5 protein-coding genes are annotated in these 4,253 nt (G+C 50.6%); 1 reads left to right on the top strand and 4 read right to left on the bottom strand.

All coding sequences use genetic code 11. The annotated features are described in order from the left end of the window. On the top strand, window positions 1-723 hold a 723-nt coding region (locus VN105_RS25225; RefSeq protein ID WP_325645462.1), incomplete at its 5' end, for a S24 family peptidase. 28 nt (window positions 724-751) lie between these two features. On the opposite strand, the gene VN105_RS25220 is transcribed toward VN105_RS25225, so the two are convergent. From VN105_RS25220 to VN105_RS25205, 4 genes are all read right to left on the bottom strand, one after another. Further along, window positions 752-934: a sialidase family protein gene (locus VN105_RS25220; protein WP_325645460.1), complete on the bottom strand. Its 183-nt coding sequence runs from the start codon at window positions 932-934 to the stop codon at window positions 752-754. Next, window positions 886-1,914 carry a sialidase family protein gene (locus tag VN105_RS25215; protein WP_325645458.1) on the bottom strand — a complete coding sequence of 343 codons (1,029 nt, stop codon included), beginning with the start codon at window positions 1,912-1,914 and terminating at the stop codon, window positions 886-888. The genes VN105_RS25220 and VN105_RS25215 overlap by 49 nt, the downstream gene beginning before the upstream one ends. 5 nt (window positions 1,915-1,919) lie before the next feature. Further along, window positions 1,920-3,110 carry an AGE family epimerase/isomerase gene (locus VN105_RS25210; RefSeq protein ID WP_325645456.1) on the bottom strand — a complete coding sequence of 397 codons (1,191 nt, stop codon included), beginning with the start codon at window positions 3,108-3,110 and terminating at the stop codon, window positions 1,920-1,922. A gap of 1 nt (window position 3,111) precedes the next feature. Continuing rightward, window positions 3,112-4,253: sialate O-acetylesterase (locus VN105_RS25205; RefSeq protein WP_325645454.1), on the bottom strand; the 1,142-nt coding region annotated here is incomplete at its 5' end.

Below are 4,253 nucleotides of genomic sequence, written 5' to 3'. Positions count from 1 at the left end.
GCCGCTAATCTGAAATTATTACGGACACGAAAAAAGATCTCCCAGCAGCATCTATCCGGACTGCTGGGGCTAAACCGGAACAAGATCACCGCACAGGAAAGCGGCAAAACACGCAATCCCCGGATGGAAGACGTGGTGCTGATTGCCGGCTATTTTAAAATAGACCTGGACCTTATGATAAAAACCGACCTGTCGCGCCTCAAGGAAGAACAACTCCTGGAACTGGAAGCAGGAAATAAAACAGACCTAACAGGCAGGCATATACGTATTCTTCCTATTACGGTTGACAATAGCAACGAGGAGAACATGGAATTTATACCGGCACGCGCCAGGGCAGGCTACCGCAGCGGCTTCAGCGATCCGGATTTTATTTCAGCACTACCGAAGTTCTCCCTTCCGGACCTGCCCAGGGGCAAAACCATCCGTATGTTCCCTATCATCGGGGATTCCATGGAACCTATCCCGGATGGCAGCCATGTGATTGCGCAATACCTGCAGGACTGGTCGCATTTAAAAGATAATACCGCCTGCATACTGGTACTGAAAGGAGGTGAAGAGGAAATTGTATTTAAAGTGGTAAACAATCACATTAAACAAAACGGTACCTTATCGCTTCATTCGCTGAACAGCGGGTATGAACCGTTCACCGTGGCTATTGAAGAAGTACTGGAGATATGGACTTTCATAGGTTATATCAGCAAACAGTTCCCGGAGCTGAATTAAGGGGAAGACAGCGGCCCTCCCCCTTCACCTATAGTAACGTAACCGCATATACGATCTTCGCATAGTTATCTGCTTCATACAGCACACCAATATGCCGGTCGTCTATCTTTACAATATCGGAATAGGCCGCGTAACTTGGCGTTGCCTTTCCACTGTTGGCAATCACGTAAGTTCCGGGCCAGGTACGGCCTTCATCATAACTGATGCGCAATGTAAGATTGTCGCGCGTGGCGGTATCAGCGGCATTACAAAATGCGAGTACTGCTTTCTTTTTTTCCAGCCAATAGTAAGCAGGCTTCCTTCACAAACCGGATCGGGCAACTGTGTATCCGTGTAGGTGCTGCTCCAGGTAGCGCCGCCATCGTTGCTGATCCCTACCAGGCGGGCTTTTACATCTCCCCGCTGATTGCGTGCATTGATCATCAGTTTTCCGTTAGATAACTCTGCAGCAGTAGCTTCATTGGAACCGGGCATTGGCAGGGTGCTGCCAAGATGAAAAGTTTTCCCATGATCATCTGTATAGTAACCATGTGCGCTGTAATCCTCAAACCGCTTCTTCGGGTTACCGGCAGAGTGATTGGCCGCTACATAAATACGCCCTTTGTATTTACCGCGACTGAACTGCATGGCATGCCCGGGTGTGTTGGCATAACTTCTCCAGTCCTCCTTAAAGTTATAAGCCGCATTCACCTCCGGCTGGTTGGGCCGGTGTACCTGCGTGGTAATATTCACCGGCGCCGACCAGGTAGCGCCGCCATCAGTGGACGTAATATACCATGCTTCCCGGTATCCCTTTCCTTTCCGCACTTCTCCTTCATGGTTATTGCCGGTATTATAGAAAAGAAAAATGCGCCCGGCCGGATAAGCAGGATCTGTTACATCCACTACAGGGGCAGGGTTGCCGGCCTGCATGGCATCGTAGTCAACGATCTGCGTTAAGGCCGACCAGGTTTGGCCCTTGTCCTTGCTACGTTTCATCACAATATTAATATCTCCGAAATCATCCGAATCTTTTACCCGGCCCTCTGCAAAGGCAAGCAGTTGCCCGTCCGGCAGGGAAATGATGGCCGGGATGCGGTAACTCGCATGCCCTTCCTCCCCCGAAACAAATACAGGTACGGGTTTTAGCTGTGCGGATACGGCGGTACAGCAACAAATAATAATGCCTGTCAGTAAGTGTATTGCTCTCATATAAGTTATTTTTTCTTTGATAGATGTGAAGCCAGTATTTGCTGGCAATACCATTCCTGCCTCGGCAAGTGAAACGGTCCCTTAAACATGTTTCCTTTGGCGGTTTGTGCAATACGGCCATCCCGATGCAGGTAGCCGTACCATTCACCGTTCTCTTTATCGTGGAAATGCGTATAGGCGTAATCGTGCACCATCCGGTGCCAGGTGGCATACTTTTCATTTCCGGTTACCAGGTAAGCCAGCAGGGTGGCAATAATAGCCTCGTTATGCGGCCACCAGAACTTCATGTCCTGCCAGTACTCCTGTACAGGTTTATTATACACGTCCCTGAAATACAGGATCCCTCCATAAGTTGTATCCCATCCCCGCTCCCACATATAGTCCAGCATCCGGCAGCCGAGATCAGTCAGGGCAGGATCATTATTACGGTACCTTGCCTCCTCCAGGATAAACCATGCGCCCTCTATGGCATGCCCAGGGTTCAGGGTGCGGCCATCAATGTGATCAATAATGCTGCCATCCGGCGCCACCTGTTCCATCACGCAACGGATATCATCTTTCACAAAATCAGCTGCTATATCTTCTATCCACCTGCTGATCCACTCATCGCAACGATCGTCTCCGATAGTACTGCGCAACTGCTGGGCCGTGTTGATCATAATCATAGGAACGCCAATTCCCCTGGCAGGACGCGTATCTGTAAATTTAGGCGTGAGTAATCCCGGCATGGTGGCATAGGTAATGCATTGCCCGAATAAATGACGTGCTTCCTCGGCCACCGCAGCATCGCCGCTGGCCTGCGCATAGGCTGCCATAGCAATCACCGCAAAGGTTTCGGAAAAGAAATAGCGCCGCTTGCGGATCGGGCTGCCGTTCCTGGTTACATGGAAAAACATCCGGCCATCGGTATCAAAACAATGCTTCTTTAAAAAATCATATCCCAGCCTGGCGCCTTCCAGCCATTCCGCTTTCTGCTCCACCGTATTATACAAAGTAGCCAGCAGCCAGGTAGCGCGGCCCTGTATCCACACTGCCTTATCGTCGTCAAGCAGGCTGCCGCCGGCATCACGCATCAGCAAAAAACCGCCATAATCCCTGTCGAACGAGCGCGGAAACCAGAACGGGACGGTATTGCCCAGTAACTGGTCCCGGTAAAAATCGTGTAGCCGTAACAGTTCTTCCCCGTTGTATCCCATATCATTGTTTATTTAAGTTTAAAGAAAAATTGGGCGCCGGTAAGCCGGCATCATTCAGCAGGTTAGCCCTGGTAAATGGCTCATGGCCATAGCTTACCTTCACAGCAGTGCTATACCCAGGCAATGGTATAATTATTTTGTTCTGCGCAATGATTGCTTTCACCGGCTGCACACGGCCTTTATCATCTTCCACCACAAAACCCCTCAAAGCACTACCATCACTGGTTTTCAGCTGCTTTCCCGCGTAGCGGAAAGCGATCTTTATTTGATACTTGCTAATGGTTGCCTTCAAAGGCATTGGGCCATATGGCACTACCTGTTGCTGCTGATAGGTAAAATGCAGCGCCAATACAGCCAGCCGTTCTCCCACTTCTTTTTTCCGGCGGGGATGCACATTGGTACTGTCGCCCATATCGCTGCTAACGGCCATGCCTGAACGGGGGATCTTTTTCAACAGCTCCAGCTGATGCTCCCTGAAAACCGGCCAGGAAGGGCGATTAATGGAAGATAGCTGTACATAGTAAAACGGGAATTGCCTGTTCCATTGTTTACGCCAGCTGCTCACCAGTGCCGGCAGTAACAGGTCGTGCTGCTCCACATTGTGGGTATTGCTCTCTCCCTGGTACCAGATCACCCCCTGTATGGGATAAGCTGAGAACAGCCGGATACCCGCCTCGTAATTATAACACGGATCATAAGGATGCCGCTGCAGCGGGGAAATACTGTTCTTCAGGTTGGTATCTGCCCGTTGCCGGCACCAGGACTGGTAAAAACCGGAGCTGCGCCAGCGGTACAACTCATCGGTCAGTGAGGCATCCTGCTCCATGGTGAAACGGTCTATCCACGACTCGGTAGTAGATCCGCCCACCGCCACTTCAATAATGCCCACTGGTACTTTCAGCGCTTCCTGTACCTTGTTGGCGAAAAACCAGCCTACGGCCGAAAAACCTGCAGCAGTAATGGTATCGCTTATTTCCCAACTACCGGAGAAATATTGCAGCTGGTTAACTTTCCGCAGGGTGGCAGTATCCCATACCACGTTATCAGTAGGCGCCAGCGGTTTCATATGTAGTAAACGGATGCTGGGATTGTTTCCGCATCGCCTGTCCGCAACATTGCTGCTGAAAGGCGCTCCCTGTGATA

This window comes from Chitinophaga sp. (genome assembly GCF_035564935.1).
GTDB lineage: Bacteria > Bacteroidota > Bacteroidia > Chitinophagales > Chitinophagaceae > Chitinophaga.
Note: the sequence above shows the minus strand (reverse complement) of the source record. Positions and strands in the feature narration are given on the sequence as shown.